We start from the raw sequence: 22,664 nt of genomic DNA on the forward strand, positions 1-22,664 counted from the left end.
TGTTTGTACTACAAGCGATTAGAGCAAGGTAAGTTTGTTTGGCCTGCTGCCCAATCAGGGAGTGTGCACTTAACCCACGCGCAATTATCATTACTTTTAGAAGGGGTGGATTGGCGACCGCCTGCACGTCGCAAAGCCCCTGAAAACGCGGCGTAGAGGGTGATAAAAAGTGCTGTAAAAACACAGTAAATCAATGTGTTAATGTGGCATCAATGGTATAATCCTGCCATGAAAACGATGCCACAACCCTTGCCCGATGACCCGCAGAAACTGCAACAAATCGTGTTGCAAATGCAGGCGCAACTGGCGCAAAAGGATACCCTCATTCTCACCTTGCAACAGCAGTTGTTGGTGTTGCGTCGTCGTCAGTTTGGCCGCTCCTCTGAGCAAGTCGACAAACAAATCCATCAAATCGAGCTTCAGCTTGAAGAGTTAGAAACCCAGGCGGCACAAACACCGGATGTGACACTGCCCAGTGCAGAAACAAAGGATGCGCCTAAACCCAGAGCCGCCTTGCCTTCGCACTTACCGCGTGAAGAGATGCGTGTTGAGCCTGCTAAAACGTGCCCAGAGTGCAGCGGCGAGCTTAAGCCTATCGGTGATGATGTCTCGGAAGTGTTGGATGTGGTGCCGGCCTCTTACCGCGTGATTAAAATCGTGCGCCCCAAATACAGCTGCGCGTGCTGTGACACGCTTATCCAAGGTGACGCGCCACAGCGCGTTATCCCCAAAGGCTTAGCCAGTAGCGCGTTGCTCACCCAGGTCATGGTCGATAAATACCTCGACCATCAACCGCTGTACCGTCAGTCCGAGCGCATGGCACGTGAAGGTGTGGATATCGAACGCTCCACCTTGGCAGGCTGGGTGGGCCAGGTCAGTACCCTTATCTCTCCCTTGGTCGATGCCATCAGTAAACACGTCAAAAACGCCAACCATCTCTATGCGGATGACACCACGGCACCGACCTTAAAACCAGGTAAGGGCAAAACCCAAACCGGTCGCTACTGGACTTATGTACGTGATGGGCGTGATTGGAATGAGCATGTCCCACCAGCCGTGTGGCTGCAATACTCTGAGGACAGAAAGAGCCTTCATCCCACGTTGCACCTAAAAGGGTATACAGGCTCAATGCAAACTGATGCCTATGCCGGATATAACGACGTATACCGTAAAGAGGTCACGTTTATCGGGTGTTGGGCACATGTCAGGCGCAAGTTCTACGACATAACCCAATCGGGTCCTTCACCGATTGCCGAGCAGGCCATCGCCACTATCCAACGGCTTTACGCCATTGAAAAAAATATCAAAAACAAACCGCCGGACGAACGACAACAAGTCAGACAACAGCAGGCCATCCCCATACTGGATGAACTGCATACCTGGCTGCAATACATTGCGTACCCTATCGAAAGGCTCCAGCCTGTCCAAAGCGGTGCGCTATGCCTTAAACCAATGGGAAGGGCTGGTTGCGTATACCCAAAATGGGCAAGTATCCATCGATAACAATACTGCAGAGCGTTCGCTGCGCCCGATTGCACTAGGGCGTAAAAACTACCTGTTCGCCGGCTCAGTCGCAGGCGGGCAACGTGCTGCTACATTATACAGTCTGCTCAGCACAGCTAAACTCAATGGACTCAATCCGAGTCAGTATCTTACCGCTGTACTCAAACGCATTGGCCAACACTCCATCAATCGCGTTGATGAACTGTTGCCGTGGAATATCGACTTAACCCAAACTCACATTACCGACGCACTCTAAAAATAGATGTCCACTAAAAAAGAAGTGGACACTTAAAATGAGATCAAGGTGTCATGACCGTACGCTTACCTATTTTACGCCAGTTCTTATTTAGCTCGAGCATCACTGATGTCTTCTCGTTTACTAACTGACTTTAAAGTAGAAGTTAATGCGAGGGCTGATTATGCAAACATCGAAGTTCTACAAACGTCAAATTTCCCTCCTTCGGCGTTTAATGATTCTGCAACAAGAGCTATGTTGAGTTGGTTGCTTATTGATAGCAATGCAAAACGTTCGTTCGAATCGATTTTTAGATACTTTAACGTCGAGAAAGAACAAGATGTATCTGCGGGCTATAAACGTTGGCTATTTCATTTCGACCCACCTCAAATGTCGGGGTGGTCTTTCTTCTATGAAGGCAGAATTGATCCAAGTGGCCGCTATTTTCTGGTTGAAGTGATCACTGATATTGAAATTAATGCTCAAATGCCATCTAGGATATTCTTCCATAACCCATCTTTTAGGCACCCTGATGACAACCAAAAGCCAACAATTGGTGGTAAAGGGCCTGATCCGTATGAGCGACCGGAAGATCATACTATCGATGACGATAGAGAACCTTCCGATGCGAACCATGCATTTTTGCTGGGAGAAAATACCTGCTCAATAAGGTTTAAAAATCGTTTTGCAACGTCGAAAGCAACAACCCCACAAAGGAGTCATCGACCAGATAGAAGCAGAGATGCATCCAAGAAAGCAAGTGATACGGTAAGTACCAATAAGCCTGGTAGTAACGGCGAGATACCTTCAGCAGATATGGGGGGAGGTATGCAAGATTGCACTGATAGGTCAGAGGAGTATGCCTCTCGCTTTGCGGCCTTTAACATGATGGTGCAAATGCTAGAAGAAAAATACGCCTGCACAATCATCGAGTCTTACACTCATGAACTTGATCAGGTCGGGCGTAGCAAATGCCACTTGATTGACTCTGGCGCGAAAAGAACGATTCGATGTGTTTTAGTTGAACGGGACGGTCATGTTAACTACTTGCTTGAGATTGATGTAACGGGGTTGAACAAATGGATTTCTACTAAATGCATACGTGAAATTGACACTCGTAATTGGAAAGAACAGTTTTCTCGAATCAAAAAAGGCGTAGTGACGAAGTATCTAGGATGGCCAACGCAAGAGATGGATGCCATGTTTGGCTTCAAAAAGCATATTGCAATTTCTCACCCTAAGTCTATTGACGGACATCCGACAGGTATCGCGACGGAATCAATTTTGGATTGGGCTGGAAGGGTCGCCAATAAGCTTTAATTTAAAGATCATGTAGCTGCCGCTTACTCTTCCCTACAAAATAATTTGTGATAGGATGATACCTAATAAAATTAATTAGGTTGAAGCCTATTCAGTGTTTTATGACCATCTGTCCAGCTTCAACCGGTAGAGATTTCTAAGTCATTGCGGATGAAGAGCAGCATTGAGTGATGCTTTTCAATGTGATTCCGCGATGTCTGACGGTACTTTATAAAAAGAGTTTTAAGAATCTGGTTGAATTGGATAAACAAGACGCATGACAAATGATGGTCTGAAACAAACGGTAGCAGCGAGTTCACTCGCTCAAGAAGGCGCGAAAGGAAAGCCAGATAGGCTTTCGCAGATAGCGCAGTTGCCACAAGCAACCAGGGATCGCATTGCCCACATCGACTTCACCTTATTGTTTAAGGGCGAAGCGGTACGGGCGGATTTAGTTGATCGCTTCAGCATAGCCGCTGCACAAGCAACGAAAGATTTCACCATGTATAGGGAGCTTGCGCCAGGCAACATTGAGTATGACCAAAAGCTCAAGTTGCATAAACGTGGCGAAGCATTTAAACCCTTGTTCGACTATGACGTTGTGAGAACCCTGGCGACGATTAGCCAAGGCTATGGCGATGGCTTCACTGGCAAGGTAAAACCGCCTCTGGCTTGTGAAGCGCCTTATCACCTTAACAAGCCCAGTTTATCGATAGTAGCGAAAGTCACCGAAGCCATCCACAAAGGCAAAGCCTTGAGTATCACCTATGTGTCGTTATCGAGCGGTGAAACCACGCGTGAAATTGTGCCGCATACGCTGGTGGACAATGGCCTGCGTTGGCATGTTCGTGGTTTTGACCGCAAGCATGCTGAGTTCCGTGATTTTGTAATGACCCGAATTAAAGCAGCGGTTGTGCTTGAAGACTCTACGTTGTCTGAAACGGAGCTCGAAACCCAAGACCGGCAATGGAATCGCTTTGTAGAGCTTGAGTTAGTGCCGCATCCACGTATTGAGCACAGCGAAGCAATAGAGCTGGACTATGGCATGACGGGTGGCGTTCTAAAGGTTGAGATTAGAGCTGCAACCGCTGGGTATTTGCTTCGCCAATGGCATGTGGATTGTACCAAAGCACACAGCCTTCAAGGCACTGAATACCAACTTTGGTTAAAGAATACTCCGACACTCTACGGGGTCGGAAATTTGAATTTAGCTCCAGGGTTTAACGAATGATGTTCGTCGACAGTGAACATTGCGTAACCCATAAACGAATTATGACGAATTAAAAGCAGGAATTAACAAATGACAAGTTTACAACAACGTGCCGAACTTCAACGCCAAATATGGGCGATTGCCAACGATGTAAGAGGCTCAGTGGATGGTTGGGATTTTAAACAATATGTACTGGGTACGCTGTTCTACCGTTTTATCAGTGAAAACTTTGTCAACTACATCACAGGCGGTGACGAGAGTGTTAACTATGCCGCCATGTCTGACGATGATGAAAACATCAAGTTTGCGAAAGAAGATGCCATTAAAACCAAAGGCTATTTTCTTTACCCTAGCCAGTTGTTTAGCAATGTGGCGGCTAATGCACACAAAAACGAAAATTTAAATACGGATTTGGCAGCAATTTTTGCTGCAATCGAAAACTCAGCCAATGGCTATGATTCAGAAAAAGACATCAAAGGCTTGTTTGCGGATTTTGATACCACCAGTAATCGTCTGGGTAATACAGTAGAGGCAAAAAACAAACGCCTTGCAGCTGTGTTAAAAGGCGTGGCAGGTTTAACCTTCGGTAATTTTGAAGACAACCAAATTGATTTATTCGGTGATGCCTACGAGTTCCTGATTTCAAACTATGCCGCCAATGCGGGTAAATCCGGTGGCGAATTTTTCACCCCTCAGCACGTCTCAAAACTGATCGCACAGTTGGCCATGCACGGCCAAACCAGCGTCAATAAAATCTATGACCCAGCAGCAGGCTCGGGCTCGTTGCTGTTACAAGCCAAAAAGCACTTTGATGCGCATATCATTGAAGATGGTTTTTTTGGTCAAGAGCTTAATCACACCACCTATAACTTGGCGCGTATGAATATGTTTTTGCACAACATTAACTACGACAAGTTTAATATTCAGTTGGGTGATACCTTAACCGAACCACACTTTTTAGATGACAAACCCTTTGATGCCATTGTATCTAACCCGCCTTATTCAGTGAAATGGATTGGTAGCGACGACCCAACCCTAATTAACGACGACCGTTTCGCGCCCGCAGGTGTGCTTGCACCCAAATCAAAAGCCGACTTTGCCTTTGTGCTTCATGCACTGAGTTACCTATCAAGCAAAGGTCGTGCGGCGATTGTTTGCTTCCCCGGTATTTTTTACCGTGGCGGTGCTGAGCAAAAAATTCGCCAGTACTTGGTTGACAACAACTACGTTGAAACCGTGATTTCATTAGCTCCTAATCTGTTTTTTGGCACCACCATTGCCGTGAATATTTTGGTGCTGTCTAAACACAAAACCGACACTACCACCCAGTTTATTGATGCCAGCGGTTTGTTTAAAAAAGAAACCAATAACAACGTCTTAACGGACAACGACGACGAAAAAAATCCGGGTCATATTCAGCAAATTATGAAGGTGTTTGCCAGCAAAGAGAACGTTGATCACTTTGCTAAATCGGTTGATTTGGACGTCATAGCAGGCAATAGCTACAACCTTTCGGTAAGCAGTTATGTGGAAGCTAAAGACAACCGAGAGGTGGTAGATATTGCAAAGCTCAACGCAGAGCTTAAAACCACCGTTGCTAAAATTGATGCGCTTCGCAGTGATATTGACGCCATTGTGGCAGAAATTGAAGGTGAGGAGCTTGAGGCATGAGTCAGTTGAACTGTTTAGAGAAACTGCTGGATGGGGTTGAGGTTGAATGGACAACTCTAGGGAATGAACACGCGGTTGAAATAGCCAATAGTGGTCGAAAGCCCGTAAAAGCAGCGCTGCGTGTAGCAGGAGAAACGCCGTATTATGGCGCAAACAACATTCAAGACTATGTTGACGGCTACACACATGATGGTGAGTTCGTGCTTATTGCTGAAGATGGTTCAGCAAGTCTTGAGAACTACTCTATTCAATACGCAACGGGTAGGTTCTGGGCAAACAACCATGTTCATGTTGTGAGAGGTAAAGAAGGTCTCAATACACGCTACCTATATCACTATCTTTGTATTGTTAACTTTGTTCCGTTTTTATCTGGCGGTGGTCGTGCCAAGCTGACCAAAGGAAAATTGGTTGATATACCGCTCCCCATTCCTTGCCCAGATAACCCAGAAAAATCGCTGGCAATACAAGCTGAAATAGTGCGTATTCTGGACGCATTTACCGCCATGACCGCCGAGCTGACCGCCGAGCTGACCGCCGAGCTTAACATGCGGAAAAAACAATACAACTACTACCGCGACCTGTTGCTAAGTTTTGAAGATGGTGAAGTTGAGTGGAAATCATTAGAGTTCCTTTGTAGATCCATCTCTGCCGGTGGAGATGTTCCTAAAAATAGCGCTAAAGGGCAAACCGAACCAACTTCTGAATATCCATACCCAATTTATGCAAACGCTACAGATGAAAAAGGGCTATATGGTTTCACTGATAACTATAAGATTGATAGTGATGCAGTAACTATTTCTGCGCGTGGTGCAAAAGTCGGTTATCACACTGTAAGGGAAGCTAAGTTCACACCAATTATTCGTTTAATTGTTTTAGTTGCTGATAAAAATTTAGTTACCACGAGATATTTAAATTATGTTTTAGACATGACTCCGATTGGTGGTACTGAAGGGGGAATTCCGCAACTCACGGTTCCAATGGTAAAAAAGATCACTGTTCCAATTCCATTTCCAAACGATCCTGAGAAATCATTGGTCGAGCAAGCGAGAATTGTAGCTATATTGGATAAATTCGACACGTTAACAACTTCGCTGCAAGAAGGTCTCCCACGCGAAATCGAGCTTCGCCAAAAACAATACGATTATTATCGTGACCTGCTGTTGAGCTTCCCGAAATCTCATTCAGATGAGGCAGCTTAATGAGTAAAACGCTAACGGAAATAGCAGAGTTGTTGCAAGCGTCCGACAAAAAGATACAGTTAATCTATGCCTTTAATGGCACAGGTAAGACGCGCTTATCGCGTGAATTTAAAGAGATCATAGCACGAAAAGACGATGGGCAAGATGCGCTTGACGATGCAGAGCAAGTGCCACTGTCGCGCCACAAGATTTTATATTACAACGCGTTTACGGAAGACTTGTTTTACTGGGATAACGATTTAGATGCCGATGCAGAGCCGAAGTTAAAAATCCAACCCAATACGTTTACTGATTGGATCATAAGAGATCGCGGACAAGATCAAAACATCATTACCAACTTTCAGCGCTATACCAATAATAAGTTAACGCCTCAGTTCATTGAGCAAACAAAGCAAATATCTGAGAATGGTCGAAGGGTTAATATAAGTACCTTTCCGGAAGTTAAATTTACCTATGAGCGTGGAACAGAACATACCCCGCTGATTAAAATATCCAAAGGTGAAGAAAGTAACTTCGTATGGAGTGTTTTTTTTACACTACTTGAAGAAGTTATGGAGATCTTAAAAGAACCTGATATGGATAAACGTGAAGATGACTATTTTAACGAGCTTGAATATGTTTTTATCGATGATCCAGTAAGCTCTTTAGATGATAACCACCTAATTGAATTAGCAGTTAATTTGGCCAGCCTTATAAAATCAAGTGAGTGTAATATTAAGTTTGTAATTACCACGCATAATCCGCTTTTTTATAATGTGCTATCTAATGAGTTTAATAATAAATGGTGTAACAATCCTGAAGCTGAGCCGCGTGTTTGGACTTACAAGCCAAACCAATGTCAAAAATATCGTTTAAATAAAAATCTCGAAGAGAAGTTTGATTTAATTGAACTTGGTGTAAAAACGCCATTTTCATATCATTTGCACTTATTGTCAGAGATAAGAAAAGCCATTAATGATAATCAAGTTAAAAAATATCACTTTAACTTTCTAAGAAATATTTTAGAGAAAACCGCTACATTTTTAGGGCACGATAAATGGGAAAGCCTTCTCCCCAAAGTCGCTGATAATTCCTTCGACTCATATGCAAATCGAATTCTACAGTTATCTAGCCATTCTGCACATGCAGGTGAGGAGACTGGAGATGTTGATGAAAATGACAAAGTAAAACTAAAAGAACTTGTTAATTTTTTAAGCCTTGAATATGGCTTTTGGAAACAGGAGGCGGAAGGTGACCAATAAGAATTTGACAATACAAGATCAAAGCTCTGAGTTTTTACTTTACACTGCGCCTAACGGTGATGTGAAAGTAGAAGTATTACTCAGCGGCGAAACCATATGGCTGACGCAAAAGCGTATTGCTGAGCTATTCGGTGTTGGTGTGCCGGCCATTTCTAAACACTTGGACAATATTTACGATTCAGGCGAATTGCAACGCGAGGCAACTCTTTCCATTTTGGAAACAGTTCAACAAGAAGGTAAGCGAGAGGTTAAGCGTAAGCTAGAATATTACAACTTAGATGCAGTGATTTCGGTTGGCTATCGCGTTAACTCAGCGCAAGCGACGCAATTTCGTATTTGGGCGACAGCATTAATTAAAGACTACATCATCAAAGGCTTTGCTATGGATGATGAGCGCCTTAAAAATGGCCGCTTCTTTGGCAAAGATTACTTTAAAGAACTGCTAGAACGTGTCCGTTCGATACGCGCTAGCGAGCGACGTATTTATCAGCAAATCACTGACATTTTTGCTGAATGCAGCATTGATTATGACCCTAAATCTGAAACCACCCGTTTGTTTTACGCTCATGTACAAGACAAGTTTCATTTTGCGATTACCGGCCATACATCCTCAGAAATCATCGCTTTAAAAGCCGATGCTAGTCAGCCATTAATGGGTATGACAACGTATAAAAATGCCCCAGAAGGGCGGATACTTAAGTCAGACACTACCATTGCAAAAAACTATCTGGCAGAGGATGAAATCAAAAAGCTCGAACGCGCTGTGTCAGCATTTTTTGATTATATAGAAGGCATTATTGAACGCCGTAATACCTTTACTATGGAAGCCTTTGCAGAAAGCGTAAATAAGTTTTTGGCGTTTAATGAGTACCAAGTATTAGAAGGCTATGGCAATGTAACGCGCAAGGCCGCCGAGCAAAAAGCCCATGCAGCTTATGAACAATTTAACAAACAACAAAAAATAGAGTCTGACTTTGACCGTGAAGTTAAAAAGCTACTTGGGCATGGAAGTAAGAAAAAGGATGTAAACGAATGACGACTTATAAAGCGGTGGCAGAATCCAATAACTTTATTGTGTTAGATAAATACACTAAAGAGTGGCAGGTTAACGAAAGCTTTCAAAGCGAAGGTGATTTAGAACGTGAGCTGATTCAAGACCTAAGCAATCAAGGTTATGAGTATTTACCCGCGCTAACGACACCAGACGCCATGCTGGCGAATGTTCGCAAGCAGCTACAAGCCCTTAATAAAGTCGAGTTTACTGATGCCGAGTGGGCTCGCTTTTGCGAGCAATACTTAAACACCCCAAGCGATAATATTCTTGATAAAACTCGCAAGGTGCACAGTGACTATATCTTCGATTTTGTCTTTGATGATGGCCATATCGAAAACATCTACCTGTTCGACAAGAAAGCCATTGCTCGCAACAAAGTGCAGGTCATTAAGCAGTTTGAGCAAACGGGAAGCCATGCCAACCGATACGATGTGACGATTTTGGTCAATGGTTTGCCTTTGGTGCAAATCGAACTTAAAAAGCGTGGTGTGGCAATCCGTGAGGCGTTTAACCAAATTCATAGGTACAGCAAAGAGAGCTTTAATGCAGAGAACTCGTTGTACAAGTTCTTGCAGCTGTTTGTGATCTCTAATGGCACCAACACGCGCTATTTTGCCAATACCACTAAACGAGATAAAAACAGCTTCGACTTTACGATGAACTGGGCGAAGTCAGACAATACGCTGATTAAGGATTTAAAAGACTTTACCGCCACATTTTTCCAGAAAGAGACGCTGCTTGAAGTGATCTTGCGTTACTCTGTGTTTGACGTCAGCAATACCTTACTTGTAATGCGCCCCTACCAGATTGCCGCCACTGAGCGCATTTTATGGAAGATAAAGAGCGCGTTTAACGCTAAGAACTGGAACAACACCGAGAGCGGTGGCTACATTTGGCACACTACCGGTTCAGGAAAAACACTCACCAGCTTTAAAGCGGCACGTTTGGCCACCGATTTAGACTGTATCGATAAAGTCTTTTTTGTGGTGGACAGAAAAGACCTCGACTATCAGACGATGAAAGAGTATCAGCGGTTCTCGCCTGATAGTGTGAACGGTTCAGACAGTACCGCAGGGCTTAAGAGTAACCTGGATAAAGACGATAACAAGATTGTCGTCACCACAATCCAAAAGCTCAATAACTTAATCAAAAGTGAAAGCGATTTAGCTATCTACAACAAGCAGGTTGTCTTTATTTTTGATGAGTGTCATCGAAGCCAGTTCGGTGAAGCGCAGAAAAACCTGAAGAAGAAATTCAAAAAGTACTACCAGTTTGGCTTTACCGGTACGCCAATTTTCCCTGAAAACGCCTTGGGTGCTGAAACCACGGGTAGCGTGTTTGGCCAGCAGTTGCACACTTATGTGATCACTGATGCCATTCGTGATGAAAAAGTACTCAAGTTCAAAGTGGACTATAACGATGTTCGTCCTCAATTTAAGAGCATTGAGACTGAGCAGGATGATAAGAAGCTTAGTGCGGCGGAGAACAAGAAAGCGTTCTTACATCCAATGCGCATTCGTGAAATCTCGCAGTATATTCTGAACCATTTTAACCAGAAAACGCATCGAGCCTATTCTGGCGCCAAAGGGTTTAACGCCATGTTTGCGGTAAGTAGTGTTGATGCAGCGAAAGCGTACTATGAAACCTTCAAAACATTGCAGGCCGAGGCCGAAAATGAACCCACGAGTAAGCCTCTGCGCATAGCGACTATCTTCTCATTTGCTGCAAATGAAGAGCAGGACGCTATCGGTGATATTTTTGATGAGAGCTTTGAAGTTAGTGCCATGAACAGCAGCGCAAAGGAGTTTTTGAGCGCCGCGATTAACGATTACAACGCCATGTTTAAATCTAACTACGGCGTGGACAGTAATGGTTTTCAGAATTACTACCGTGACCTTGCACAGCGCGTGAAGAATCAAGAAATAGATCTGCTCATAGTGGTCGGTATGTTTTTAACGGGCTTTGATGCGCCTACGCTTAACACCTTGTTTGTTGATAAGAATTTGCGTTATCACGGCTTGATGCAGGCATTTTCCCGCACTAATCGCATTTATGATGCGACGAAGACCTTTGGCAATATTGTGACCTTCCGGGACTTGGAACAGGCAACCATTGATGCTATCACCTTGTTTGGTGACAAAAACACCAAAAACGTGGTGTTGGAGAAGAGCTACAAAGAATACATGGAAGGCTTTAACGATATTGCTACTGGCCAAGCGCGTCGAGGTTTTGTTGATATCGTAAAAGAGCTGCAAGAACGTTTTCCAAACCCAGAAAATATTGAAAAAGAACAAGATAAAAAAGAATTTGCCAAGCTGTTTGGTGAATACCTAAAAGCAGAAAATATTTTACAAAACTACGATGAGTTTACTGGATTAAAAGCACTGCAAAGCTTAGATACCAGTGATGAACAAGCTGTTGAAGAGTTTAAGTCAAAGTACTATCTGGATGATGCTGACATCGAGGCAATGCAAACCATCAATATGCCAAGCGAGCGTGCTATTCAAGATTATCGCTCTACCTACAACGATACCCGCGACTGGTTGCGACGCGATAAAGAAGGTCAGGACAAAGATAAGTCAACGGTAGACTGGGACGATGTGGTCTTTGAAATTGATTTGCTTAAATCCCAAGAAATAAACCTCGAATACATTCTTGAACTGATTTTTGATCACAATAAGAAGAACAAGAGCAAAGAAGGCTTGATTGAAGAAGTTCGTCGTATGATCCGCGGTAGCCTTGGCAATAGAGCAAAAGAGAGTTTGGTGGTGGATTTTATAAACCAAACAAACCTAGATGAAATCAATGACAAAGCCAGCATTATCGACGCTTTCTTCAGGTTCGCCCAGGCGGAGCAGAAGCGCGAAGCCGATGCAATTATTGCCTCTGAAAAGCTCAATATCGATGCTGCCAAACGCTATATTGCGTCATCACTCAAACGTGAGTACGCCTCTGAAAATGGCACTGCACTTAATGAAGCGCTGCCCAAACTTAGCCCATTGAACCCACAGTACCGAACCCAGAAGCAAACGGTTTTTCAGAAAATTGCCGCTTTTGTTGAAAAATTCAAAGGCGTGGGTGGGCAGATATAGAAGGCATTTTACGGAAGATATTAATGGAGGAAACGGTTTGCTAAGAGCTATATCAGACTTTTTGTACCGTTCACCGAGAATGAAAGGGCGACAAATTGCCAAGGAGCTGGGGCTGGATAAGTCTCAAGTGAACTCGTTTCTTCACAAAAACCAGGATACGTTTGTGAAAGACTCAAATCATGAATGGTGCTTGATACGGGCTCAGCATGTGGAAATTGATTTCGCTACAGGTTGGATTGATGATAAAGCCTTTGAGAGTGCTATCGGTAAGCTTGCGTATCAAAAAGATGCAAACAAGATAACATTTAGATTCGGCATCGATTGTAAGTTTTTGCTGATAGCATTGGCCCGTTTTCTTGCTCTCGCGAATCAGCTTACTGCGAATGGGAAGGATGTGGTGATGGATACTACAGCATGTCCTAATACACGCGGTTTTTTCAGCAGAAATGGCTTCTTTGATTATCTTAATCAAAGTGTCACTTGTCTTCCTGAAAGGCCCGTTTTGTCAGCTGCTAAAACTTATCGGGATAATAGCGATACCTTGGTCGAACTAGGAGAAATTGCACAGCCAACCCAAAACAAGGAGCTTGTAATTCGTTTGGGCGACAGGTTTGTAGAGCATTCTTCAGCTAGCTATTTCTTAGCGGCTAAGACTGTTTTTTCAGAGCTTGTAGGCAACGTTACTGATCACAGTGAATCCAAAATACCTGGACTAGCAGGTCTGCAAGTGTATCGACCGTATAATAAACCAAAGCATATTCAAACAGTCATATCTGACTCTGGTTTAGGTATTGCCGCTACCTTGAGAACAACGTTACAAAGTGAACATCCGAAGTTGTACGCACAGTTTTCAGCGGAAACTGTTGAGAATGACATTGCGCTCGTTCAAAAAGCATTTACATCTGGTGAGGTTAGTCGCTTTGGTAAAGGCCGGGGGCTAGGCTTTAAGAGTAGTCGAGAGCACGCTAGCAAAGAGAAAGTTATCATTGTTATTAGGCAGCTAACTTTCTCATTGGCTTTGGAATACTCGAAGGGTCAACTCATCAATGTTTCTGAAGATCGAGGGTTAGTCCCTATCACGGGAACCCATATCTGTTTTGACTTCTATGTTGACAATTTCTGATAAATAGTGTCAACTTAAGCAGATGAAACAGTTAACTCATAAAATTCTTCTTTCAGAAGTCGTAGGTTCTGACCATGCCTTTGGTAACGATGAAGGTAGTGAAGCCTATGTGAAGATTAAAAAGATCGTTGATGGTCACCCATCATGCGACATTTTTGCTATCAGCTTGGAAGGGATTCGATTCACTGATGCTTCATTTCCTCGTGAAAGTGTAATCTCGTTGGCTAAAGCATTAAAAGGAGAAAAAGGTTTTTACCTTTCTAATGTACCGAGTCGTGATCTTCTGGACAATTGGTCTTATGGCGCTAAAGCCAAGGATCAACCTCTTCTAGTCAAGAGCGATAGCGGTTACGAAGTGCTTGGAGTAAAACTCAGTGCGACTGTCAAAGAGCTTCTAGATTTTGTTATTGCAAAAAAGACAGTGACTTCGTCACATGTATCTAAGCACTTTGACATTTCAGCACAGAATGCCAGTGGTCGATTAAAGAAGCTTCATGCTACAGGTCTTGTGTTAGGTCAAAAAGAAGTGGCAGAGTCAGGTGGACTGGAATTTGTCTACCGATCAATTGTGTAGTTTTTTTGGTTTTCTGGTTAATCTGCTTGCGTTAATCAGAATCAAAGTTTATTATTTGATCAGATCCTTTGGATCTTTTTTATCAATATCTGATAAATGTGATTAAGTTAAGCAGAATAGGAGGCTTTATGGCTACAAATCCCCCATCAGGTGACGGACACAGAAACGGTGCCGTTAAAGGTCGATCTCAGACTCAGACGCCAAGCGGACATTGGGTAAAGCGAGATGCTGATACTGGTCGATTCATGGATGTAAAGACATCTGACAAAACGCCATTTAAAGGCGTCAGGAAGGAGAAATAGTTTGGCTAATGGTAAAACCCATTTGGTCGTCGGGGCTGCGGTTGGTTTAACCGTTGCCCTAGCGGACAACAAAAAACAAGCTGTCAGTCACCATCCTCTAACTGCCATTACGGTTGGCTCTCTATTTGGCAAGCTTCCAGATATTCTGGAACCCTCTTTGGGTAACCCTCACCATCGTCAGTTTTGCCACAGTCTATTGGTGTTAACTGCACTAGGTGTTGGTCTCAAACATTTGTATGAGTGGCAACCGGAAGAGGCAATTGATCAGTGTCTTCGCGGGCTGGGGCTAATCGCCGGATGTGCTTATGTCAGCCATTTGCTCTGTGATGCGACAACACCGCGCTCACTTCCTTTAATTGGCAAACTATAGGAGTTTTGAATGGTCGTTGAAGTCACGAGGCACATTAAGCGTCCTGTTGAGCGGGAGCTTTGGGCTCGCGCAGCTGCTCGTTGTCAGTTTAGCGGGTGTCATAAATTGTTATACAAATCAGCGGTGACCCAGGAATCGGTCAATGTCTCTCAAAATGCTCATATTTACGCATTTTCGGAGAATGGGCCTCGTGGTCGGGGACTCTTTAAAACTAAGCCAACCAGTTTGAATGACGTCAGCAACCTCATGTTGCTGTGCTACGACTGTCACAAAAAAATTGACCAGAAAGGCAGCGAAGATAGGTATCCAGCCGACCTCTTGATTAGTTGGAAAATGCAGCATGAGCAACGTATAGAAATCCTCACGGGCATTTCTCCTGATCGTAAATCAAATGTTGTTTTATATGGTGCCAATATTGGAACTGAAAGATCACCGATAAGTTATCACAGTTGTGTTGAGGCAATGTTTCCGAATTTGTATCCGGCAACTGAAAAGCCAGTGACACTATCCATGGTATCAGAGCTGAAGGATCACTCTGAACAATTTTGGCAAGCAGAGTCGCAACACCTAACGAAGCGTTTTCAAAGTAAAATTTCATCAATCATCGAAGAGGATTCTTGTAAGCATTTTTCATTGTTCGCGTTAGCTCCTCAACCATTGTTAATAAAACTTGGCGCTTTGCTCACCGACAAAATTGACGTCGAGACTTATCAGCTACATCGAGAGCCTAAAGGCTGGTTTTGGCAAGACTGTTCAGATGATTTTGAGTACATCATCAACAGACCTCAAAATATGGAGGGAAAGCCAGCCCTGGTACTTTCTTTAAGTGACCATGTGTCGCATGAGCGAATTACTCGGGTTATAGGGCCAGATACATCGATTTGGGAAGTGACTATCAAGCAGCCTCATAATGATTTCATGCAGTCAAAGCAGCAGCTCTCCTTGTTCAGAAAGTGCATAAGAAAGCTGATTGTTGAAATTAAAAATACACACGGGGATGCGACGCCACTGCAAATTTTTCCTGTGATGCCAGTATCGTGTGCCGTCGAATTAGGACGGGCCAGAATGCCTAAGGCTGATATGCCATGGCTTATTTATGACCACGACATAAAAACACAACAATTTGTAATGGCAATCGAGCTTCGAGGAGATCTATATGAGTAATAGCAAAAGTAACGATGTTCTAAACACAATTCTCGAAAAAATTGAGCTACCTGACAGTGCTTATGAAAAGGCTGAAAAACGCTATAAGGATCTAGGTGATTGGTTACATCGCCCAGAGTCAACATGTGTGAATTTTGATCCCCACGTGTTTTCTCAAGGTTCCTTTCGTCTAGGTACGGCGATTAGGCCCGATTCAGAAGAACAGTATGACCTAGACATGGGGTGCAATCTTCGGCGTGGCCTTGATAAAGCGTCTATCACTCAAAAGCAATTAAAGCACCTAGTCGGTCATGAATTAGAGCTTTATCGAAATGCCAGAGGCATTAAGGAAGAGCTAGCCGAGAAGAAACGCTGTTGGCGCTTAGAGTATGCCGATGGGCTTAGCTTTCACATGGACATAGTTCCGTGTGTGCCAGAGAGTGATACAGGAAGAGGACTGTTGAAAAAGCGGATGGTCGAAAACTCTAAGTTTGATGAAAAGTTGGCTCAAAACGTGTCTCAGCTCGCAGTTTCGATTACCGACAACACAGATTCCACTTATGCAGTTGTGGATGAAAATTGGCGTATCAGCAATCCTGAAGGATATGCTCGATGGTTTGAAACGCGCATGAAGACGGCACGGTTAGTAATAAACGAACGTGAAATGCGATTTAAAGCCAGTATAGATAGTCTGCCATATTATCAATGGAAGACACCCTTACAGCAGGTTATCCAATTATTGAAGCGTCATCGTGACACTACGTTTAAAAACAATGAGGATAGTAAGCCAATATCGGTAATCATCACTACATTGGCTGCTAAATCATATAAAGGTGAAAGTGATTTGGCTTCAGCGTTGAATACGGTGCTCTCCGAGATGGATGACCATATTTCTGCACAAGCGCCAATGATTCCGAACCCAGTTAACCCAGCCGAAGATTTTGCAGACAAGTGGTATGACGAAAAATCTGCTCAATACCGATTACAAGAAAACTTTTATAAATGGCTGTATCAAGCTAGAGCTGATTTTAGTGCTCTTTGCTCAAGTAATGATACGCAACGAATAGTAAATGCGGCGCAAAATGGTTTGGATCTGAAGCTTGATTCAAGTTCGGTAGCACGTCTCTTGGGTATTCCTGCGGTGACAGCAAAACCAACTTTCGCAATTCAATCATCTGATCCAAAGCCATGGTTTAAGCAATAGATGAAGCACTGGAAGGCTGTAGGCCTAGAGGCTTTTCTCTCGGCTTATCCGAACATTAGATTAGTAGATGTCCATGCAGATAAGGTTGAGTTGCAGGGAGAGTATCTGTTAAAAGCACAGCTAGCTGGAAGTCGGTTTATAGAGCGAACATTTTCTCTAAGGATTGTATGCCCAAGTGATTATCCTAGGGCTTTACCAGTGGTGTTTGATACCGCTGGTTACTTTCCTCGTAATCAGGACTTCCATACTTACTCTGACGGATCATTTTGTCTTGGCTCAGACCTGAAAATTAAGTCAATTTTGAAAACCGACTCGTCATTGACAACCTTTTTCGAAAAGATTGTTGTCAGGTTTCTTTATTCGGTGTCCCATAGGGTTGAATTTGGCAACTTTCCCTATGGCGAACTGGACCATGGTGAGAAAGGCCTGATTGATGATTATTCTCAGTTGTTCAATGTTAATGGTAAAGCATCAGTTCTACGGGCACTGAAAGCGTTAGGTTTGCGCAAGCGTGAGGCAAATAAATTACCTTGTCCATGTGGTTGTGGTGATCGTCTTGGCTCGTGTGACTATCGGTTTGTCTTGAACGAGTTTCGTCAAGTTGAGCGCCGCCGATGGTTTCGCGATCACCTACAAGAAGCTTTTACACCGATTGATAAAACCAATTAAAAGGACCTGTAAATTATTAATCAGCCAAAAGTAAAGGATCACAATTAGCTAGTTTCGATCTTTATTGTCATTAATTATGATATTCATTGAAGTGCTATTAGATTAATTTCAAACTTTATTGTCGTTTTTTCATATTTGGTGCTAGATGAAATTAAGGCCTGCACGAGAGAAAAGTTTCAATCTTTAATGTCCTCCCACAGTTGAACGACTATATTAACGTTTGAAACTGGATATTAAAGTTTGAAACTCAGACATGCAGGCTTTTAGGAGTTGCTCTTCACTTTCTTTAATTAAAAAAAACGAACCTTTCGGTTCGTTTTTTGTGCGCCCCACAAATGACGCTTAACTAATCAAGAAAAGGATTTTCCTCAACGAGCGCATCTTCGACGCTTTCGAACTCTTCGAGCGTTGCCGTCAATAATTCAACTATTTCACTGGCAATAACCGCTGGAGGTTGAACCCTTTCGGTATCTTCAAGTGAATCATCCTTTAACCACGAGATATCAACGTCGGTCTTATCTCTTGTAATAATGCCTCATCATCGTTCTTTTTCTTTTCAAGTGCCGCAACCTGTGCATCCGTGAGGATAATGCCTTCTTGGGCGACTTTTGCTTCCAACGCTTTCAGGCGCTTTTTGAAGTTTTCCAAATCGTGGCGTAGCCAGATTGAGTAAACCAGCTTTGTGTTTGATGACTGTGTTGTTAGTATGAAGCATGAGAGTTACCTCTTTGTATGTTTTGATTAAAGATTCAGCACCTTTATCAAAACGGGTAACTCTCACCTTTTCAAGAAGCTGTGTCAGATCTGGTCGGAACTAATTCAAACTATTTTGTTAAATGCTGTGTTATCGAAAACCGACAATTCCCACTGTCAACGCTAGGTCGTTTGTTACATCAATTCCTCCGTCAACGTAAAGAAAATGATTTTTGTCAACGATGTACGCATATCCATTTTCCCTCGCAAGCAGTTTGATTGCATCGTTTAGTTTATTGTGAACAGTAGCAACTAGCGCTTGCTCCTTTGTTTTGAGATCGACCTCTGCTAGCAATAATTCCTGCTCTAAGTCATTGTATCTTTGTCTGATTTTTGTCTGCTCACGCAATATCTCACTTTGGTTTAGCAGCCCTTGTTCAATTTTGTTCTCAATTTGACTCTGATATTCTTTAAACTCTTCTTGTTTTTTTTCGAAGGTATTTTGAATAGATTTACTATAGTTTCTAAGCTGTTTTGTTGCTTGTTTATATTCAACCATTTCCAACATGACTTTTTCATAATCGACATGCGCAATGGTTTGCGCCTGCACATTCGGAATTAGCAGAAAGGAACAAGCTAGAATGGCGATACTGAAATTTTTCAAAATAAAATTCTCCTTATACACATAAAAGTGATGTTGTGAAGTTATCGCAAACTTATCGACTGAGTTGACAGGTATTAATATCGCTCAGTTACCTTCGACGCCTTTATCTGTCGCAAGTGTCGGAGGCAAGCGCCATCAGTACCCTAAACGGTTTTATCCTCCGCATCCACAGCCAATCGTCAAAGTAGATCGGACAGGGTCGCCGGCTGCGTTTTAAACAGTGCACTAAACATTTTTTCAGCCAGTGCTACACACTATTTGGTCGACCATGATTTTTGAATGTCGAGGGCCTGTTGATATTCTCGCATTCGTTACTTCGTGCTTTTACTGTAACGTATTTCTATTTTGTCGAAGAACCCCCAGCTAGATTCGGCTTTAGACTCCCTGCTAGCGATGCCTTTCTCAATCATAACTTCATTATCAGAAGCCCAGTTTATGATGAGCTCGGAGATCTCAGGATGGCCATCAATGATGTAAATATTGCCCGCTTCATTCTCCAGCGTGTCATCAGCGTCAATGATGGAAACCTGAGTACTAAACCCCGTCATAGCGCCACAATCGCGTTGAAACACGACGACTTTGAGATCTCCGTTAGGCGAGACTGTTTCAGAATAGATGTCGTTGCCGCACATGTCGCTCGTCACATAGACGAACAGGCCCACCATCGCTATTGGAATACCAACAATCACTGATCCTGCACAAAGGACAACTTTCTTCCACGTTTTCACTGGCGGGTAATCACCTTACAATTCGTGATCGCTTATCAGGTGTTCAGTTCGTTTCCTGTAGCTTTCTTCAAAGGCAACAATGGCGGCCATAACACCTGAAAAGAACAGCACCGATACTGCCATAGGAATTAAAGTGAGCATCGGAATCACACTAACGAGGCTGGCTGTCAAAAACCCTACCATAGACGCCACAATGGCTATGACCGTTAATAGAAAGCCTACATAAGCCGTTACTCTGGCGAGCAGCAATAACAATCCCAAATTATGCGTAGTTACGTTTGTATAAGGTTTCATTTGTACATCCTTTTCCAATTATTTTTTATGATGGATATGTTGCGTTCATTTGTTCAAAGTCCAATGTAATGAGCGCCTCTAAAACGTTGAGGTTAACATCATCTAACTTGTTGATATATAGACATGATTTACCCGTTTTGTGTTTACCCAATTGACTGAGCAACTCAGCCTTTTTAGCTTCCTCCATTCCTTTCATCAAGTAAATCGATAAGTTAGATTTACGTGGTGAAAAGCCGGTGCGCAAAAACTTGTGTTTTTTGCCGTTTGCGGTTGTGTAGTGATATTGACCATAACCTATAATTGAGGGGCCCCACATAACTGGCTCCATTTTCGTCACATCATGGTAGATTCTTAACAGCGTTTTCGCATCGTCACGCCTTTTTTCATTCTCAACGCCCTCTATAAATTGCTTCACCTGCTGCGTTGTAGGCTGAGTTTTATTTTGGCTCATTTGCATGTACCTTTTTTAATATTCGGGCCAATTTAACGCCCCGCTATGCTGACAACTGAAAAGCGCACATACCAACCGCACTGGCCAGATTCAGCGACTCGATATCGCCCGTACCGGCGATCGTAAATGCCTTAGCGTTCAAACCCGCCAGTGTTGTTGCGGGCACACCACGCGCCTCGTTTCCAAATAAGTAACAGTCAAACGCTGAAAACGCCGGTGTGCGGATACTGTCACCTTGCAGATCTAGATAGGCAAAGCGTTCAAACCGTGCTTGCAGCGTGTCCAAAGACACATCGAGTTCCATCGGTACATGAAAAATAGCGCCCATGCTCGCTCGCACCACTTTAGGATTGAAGGGGTCGACGCTGTTTGGGCTAAGGAGCAACTGGAATCCACCAAACCAGGCTAGGCTGCGAAGAATCGTGCCGAGATTACCCGGGTCCTGTGGTTCATACAGATAGATACAACGCCTATCCTGCCCTACCGACATGCTGCTATCCGGCACCTTGGTGATGGGTACGCACGCAACCACACCTTGAGGCGTTTTCGTGTCACTGATGTGAGCCATGTGTTTTTCGCTTACCGTAATCGTTTCAAACACAGTGAGGGCATTTTTAGTCTTAGCGCGATAGGCCTCTGTCACGTACACCGTTATACCGCTGCGTTCAGCATTGTGACCATAGGCTTTTGACAGCTCTAATAACAGATGTTCGCCTTCAACGAGGTAGTAGCCAAACTGAGTGCGATATTTCTTTTGATGAAGTTTTTTGAGGTCATCGAGCTTCATAAACGGGCGGTGCTGTAGGATCGTGATTCAGTGTGGTTAAGGTTATCACGACTCTTGCCTCAGCGCGTCGTTCGGTTGCAAATCACTGATGCGGGGCTACAATAGCGCGGTCTCAGCGATACTCACAACAGGCTCATGCTATGGCGCGTTCTAAAACCAGTAAAAAATGGCTCGATGAGCACGTTAATGACCCCTACGTGAAAAAAGCGCAGGCCGACGGCTATCGCTCCAGAGCAAGCTATAAGCTGTTAGAAATTAATAATAAAGATAAACTCTACAGCGCGGGCAGTGTGGTGGTCGATTTGGGCTCAGCGCCGGGGGGGTGGTCACAAATTGTTGCACCTGTGGTGGGGGATAAGGGCAAGGTGATTGCGTCTGACATCCTGCCGATGGACAGCATCATCGGTGTCGACTTTATTCAGGGCGACTTTACTGAGGAAGCGGTTTACGACGCCATTCTAAACGCACTCGGTGATCGTAAGGCGGATGTGGTGATATCCGATATGGCACCCAATATGAGTGGCGTGAATACCACTGATCAGTACAGTTCGATGTATTTGGTTGAGCTAGCACTTGATATGGCTCGCAATGTATTGCGTGCAAATGGCGCTTTTTGTGCAAAGGTCTTTCAGGGTGTTGGCTACGAAGAGTACGTCAAGGACGTGCGCAGTTCGTTTAAGCAGGTATTTGTACGAAAACCTGCCGCATCCAGACCCCGCTCACGCGAAGTCTACCTTGTTGCAAAAGGTTTTAAAGGGTAATAGCGCTTATTCACCTTCCAGCAATTGGCGCTTGTTCTCTACCCCGTTCCATTCATCCGCATCGTCAGGCGGCGCTTTTAATTCAGTGATGTTAGGCCAGGTTTGGCTGAGTTCAGCATTGAGCAAAAGGTATTCTCCGTGCTCGGCTGGTAACTCAGTGTCCTGAAAAATGGCATCCGCCGGGCACTCCGGAACGCACAATGCGCAATCGATACAAATGGCAGGGTCAATCACTAAGAAATTAGGCCCTTCGAAGAATGCGTCCACCGGGCACACCGCTACGCAATCGGTGTATTTACACTTGATGCAGTTGTCAGTCACTACAAAGGTCATGCGTGTTAGCTTTGGTTAAGGGGAAATGCCGCTAAGTGTAAAGTAGCGTTTTGAAAACTCAAGC

Annotated in this window: 22 protein-coding genes and 2 pseudogenes; 17 read left to right on the top strand and 7 right to left on the bottom strand. The window is 43.8% G+C overall.

The window, feature by feature from the left end; translation table 11 throughout:
* Positions 1–3 precede the first annotated feature (3 nt).
* The 16 genes and pseudogenes from tnpB (at position 4) to KIU71_RS15425 (ending at position 17,889) form a co-directional block, all read left to right on the top strand.
* Positions 4–156, top strand: a complete 153-nt coding sequence (gene tnpB, locus KIU71_RS18070; protein WP_315853307.1) for an IS66 family insertion sequence element accessory protein TnpB — start codon at positions 4–6, stop codon at positions 154–156.
* Between the two features lie 72 nt (positions 157–228).
* Positions 229–1,759: pseudogene (tnpC, locus tag KIU71_RS15355) on the top strand (IS66 family transposase).
* Between the two features lie 108 nt (positions 1,760–1,867).
* Positions 1,868–3,058, top strand: coding sequence for a Tn7-like element transposition protein TnsE (locus tag KIU71_RS15360; RefSeq protein ID WP_214132184.1), 1,191 nt, complete (start codon positions 1,868–1,870; stop codon positions 3,056–3,058).
* Positions 3,059–3,314: 256 nt separating this feature from the next.
* The gene (locus KIU71_RS15365) at positions 3,315–4,268 is read left to right on the top strand and encodes a WYL domain-containing protein (RefSeq protein WP_214132185.1); all 954 of its coding nucleotides are present in this window, start codon (positions 3,315–3,317) and stop codon (positions 4,266–4,268) included.
* A 69-nt stretch (positions 4,269–4,337) separates the two neighbouring features.
* Positions 4,338–5,918: a type I restriction-modification system subunit M gene (locus KIU71_RS15370; RefSeq protein ID WP_214132186.1), complete on the top strand. Its 1,581-nt coding sequence runs from the start codon at positions 4,338–4,340 to the stop codon at positions 5,916–5,918.
* Entirely contained in the window at positions 5,915–7,117 is a 1,203-nt protein-coding gene (locus KIU71_RS15375) for a restriction endonuclease subunit S (protein ID WP_214132187.1), read from the top strand. The genes KIU71_RS15370 and KIU71_RS15375 overlap by 4 nt, the downstream gene beginning before the upstream one ends.
* The gene (locus KIU71_RS15380) at positions 7,117–8,358 is read left to right on the top strand and encodes an AAA family ATPase (protein ID WP_214132188.1); all 1,242 of its coding nucleotides are present in this window, start codon (positions 7,117–7,119) and stop codon (positions 8,356–8,358) included. Before KIU71_RS15375 ends, KIU71_RS15380 begins: the two co-directional genes overlap by 1 nt.
* The gene (locus KIU71_RS15385) at positions 8,321–9,394 is read left to right on the top strand and encodes a virulence RhuM family protein (RefSeq protein WP_214132189.1); all 1,074 of its coding nucleotides are present in this window, start codon (positions 8,321–8,323) and stop codon (positions 9,392–9,394) included. Before KIU71_RS15380 ends, KIU71_RS15385 begins: the two co-directional genes overlap by 38 nt.
* Positions 9,391–12,504, top strand: coding sequence for an HsdR family type I site-specific deoxyribonuclease (locus KIU71_RS15390; protein ID WP_214132190.1), 3,114 nt, complete (start codon positions 9,391–9,393; stop codon positions 12,502–12,504). The genes KIU71_RS15385 and KIU71_RS15390 overlap by 4 nt, the downstream gene beginning before the upstream one ends.
* 79 nt (positions 12,505–12,583) lie before the next feature.
* A complete protein-coding gene (locus KIU71_RS15395; protein ID WP_250207564.1) occupies positions 12,584–13,627 on the top strand; it encodes an ATP-binding protein in 1,044 nt (347 codons plus the stop codon).
* A 22-nt stretch (positions 13,628–13,649) separates the two neighbouring features.
* The gene (locus KIU71_RS15400) at positions 13,650–14,201 is read left to right on the top strand and encodes a MarR family transcriptional regulator (RefSeq protein ID WP_214132191.1); all 552 of its coding nucleotides are present in this window, start codon (positions 13,650–13,652) and stop codon (positions 14,199–14,201) included.
* Positions 14,202–14,329: 128 nt separating this feature from the next.
* Positions 14,330–14,503, top strand: coding sequence for a hypothetical protein (locus tag KIU71_RS15405; protein WP_000224748.1), 174 nt, complete (start codon positions 14,330–14,332; stop codon positions 14,501–14,503).
* A gap of 1 nt (position 14,504) precedes the next feature.
* Positions 14,505–14,873: a metal-dependent hydrolase gene (locus KIU71_RS15410; protein ID WP_214132192.1), complete on the top strand. Its 369-nt coding sequence runs from the start codon at positions 14,505–14,507 to the stop codon at positions 14,871–14,873.
* 9 nt (positions 14,874–14,882) lie between these two features.
* Positions 14,883–16,037 carry an HNH endonuclease gene (locus KIU71_RS15415; RefSeq protein WP_214132193.1) on the top strand — a complete coding sequence of 385 codons (1,155 nt, stop codon included), beginning with the start codon at positions 14,883–14,885 and terminating at the stop codon, positions 16,035–16,037.
* Complete coding sequence (locus KIU71_RS15420; RefSeq protein WP_214132194.1) at positions 16,030–17,220, top strand: nucleotidyltransferase domain-containing protein; 1,191 nt, start codon at positions 16,030–16,032, stop codon at positions 17,218–17,220. The genes KIU71_RS15415 and KIU71_RS15420 overlap by 8 nt, the downstream gene beginning before the upstream one ends.
* Positions 17,221–17,889, top strand: coding sequence for a hypothetical protein (locus KIU71_RS15425; protein ID WP_214132195.1), 669 nt, complete (start codon positions 17,221–17,223; stop codon positions 17,887–17,889).
* A 531-nt stretch (positions 17,890–18,420) separates the two neighbouring features.
* Here KIU71_RS15425 and KIU71_RS15430 read toward each other — a convergent pair.
* The 6 genes and pseudogenes from KIU71_RS15430 to KIU71_RS15455 all read right to left on the bottom strand — a co-directional run.
* Positions 18,421–18,564: pseudogene (locus KIU71_RS15430) on the bottom strand (IS481 family transposase); the annotation flags it as partial.
* 169 nt (positions 18,565–18,733) lie between these two features.
* A complete protein-coding gene (locus KIU71_RS15435; RefSeq protein ID WP_214132196.1) occupies positions 18,734–19,246 on the bottom strand; it encodes an OmpH family outer membrane protein in 513 nt (170 codons plus the stop codon).
* A 311-nt stretch (positions 19,247–19,557) separates the two neighbouring features.
* Positions 19,558–19,974, bottom strand: coding sequence for a DUF5412 family protein (locus KIU71_RS15440; RefSeq protein WP_214132197.1), 417 nt, complete (start codon positions 19,972–19,974; stop codon positions 19,558–19,560).
* A 15-nt stretch (positions 19,975–19,989) separates the two neighbouring features.
* Complete coding sequence (locus KIU71_RS15445) at positions 19,990–20,268, bottom strand: hypothetical protein (RefSeq protein WP_214132198.1); 279 nt, start codon at positions 20,266–20,268, stop codon at positions 19,990–19,992.
* Between the two features lie 25 nt (positions 20,269–20,293).
* The gene (locus KIU71_RS15450) at positions 20,294–20,719 is read right to left on the bottom strand and encodes a DUF1801 domain-containing protein (RefSeq protein WP_214132199.1); all 426 of its coding nucleotides are present in this window, start codon (positions 20,717–20,719) and stop codon (positions 20,294–20,296) included.
* Between the two features lie 43 nt (positions 20,720–20,762).
* Positions 20,763–21,506: a TrmH family RNA methyltransferase gene (locus tag KIU71_RS15455; RefSeq protein WP_214132200.1), complete on the bottom strand. Its 744-nt coding sequence runs from the start codon at positions 21,504–21,506 to the stop codon at positions 20,763–20,765.
* A gap of 140 nt (positions 21,507–21,646) precedes the next feature.
* Between KIU71_RS15455 and rlmE the strand changes: the two genes are divergently transcribed.
* Positions 21,647–22,267: a 23S rRNA (uridine(2552)-2'-O)-methyltransferase RlmE gene (gene rlmE / locus KIU71_RS15460; protein ID WP_214132201.1), complete on the top strand. Its 621-nt coding sequence runs from the start codon at positions 21,647–21,649 to the stop codon at positions 22,265–22,267.
* A gap of 6 nt (positions 22,268–22,273) precedes the next feature.
* Here the strand turns inward: rlmE and fdxA are convergent, their stop codons facing one another.
* Entirely contained in the window at positions 22,274–22,600 is a 327-nt protein-coding gene (fdxA, locus tag KIU71_RS15465; RefSeq protein WP_214132202.1) for a ferredoxin FdxA, read from the bottom strand.
* Positions 22,601–22,664: the final 64 nt, after the last annotated feature.

The organism is Alteromonas oceanisediminis, assembly GCF_018474025.1.
In the GTDB taxonomy this organism is placed as follows: domain Bacteria; phylum Pseudomonadota; class Gammaproteobacteria; order Enterobacterales; family Alteromonadaceae; genus Alteromonas_E; species Alteromonas_E oceanisediminis.